Raw genomic sequence first — 220 nt, 5'->3', positions numbered from 1 at the left:
AGTGATTGCGACGCAGGAAGTAAGCAAAGCAACAGATTGGAAATATGAATTCAAAGATTTAGCAGCGTATGATGAAAATGGAGTAGCGTACAAGTATGAAGTGAAGGAACAAGCGGTGGCTGGATATGAATCCAAAGTAAACGGTACTGACATCACAAATATAAAAGTAGGCGAAACAAAAGTAGAAGGAACGAAGACATGGAAAGACGATAATACAACA

General features: G+C 38.6%; 1 protein-coding gene. It reads left to right on the top strand.

Translation table 11 applies throughout. From position 1 onward, the window contains the following. Positions 1-220 (top strand): Cna B-type domain-containing protein (locus MR083_RS27510; RefSeq protein ID WP_242270149.1); only part of this gene is annotated, 220 nt, incomplete at both ends.

The organism is Bacillus cereus group sp. BfR-BA-01408 (genome assembly GCF_022663305.1).
Classification (GTDB): Bacteria; Bacillota; Bacilli; order Bacillales; family Bacillaceae_G; genus Bacillus_A; species Bacillus_A pacificus.
Note: the sequence above shows the minus strand (reverse complement) of the source record. Positions and strands in the feature narration are given on the sequence as shown.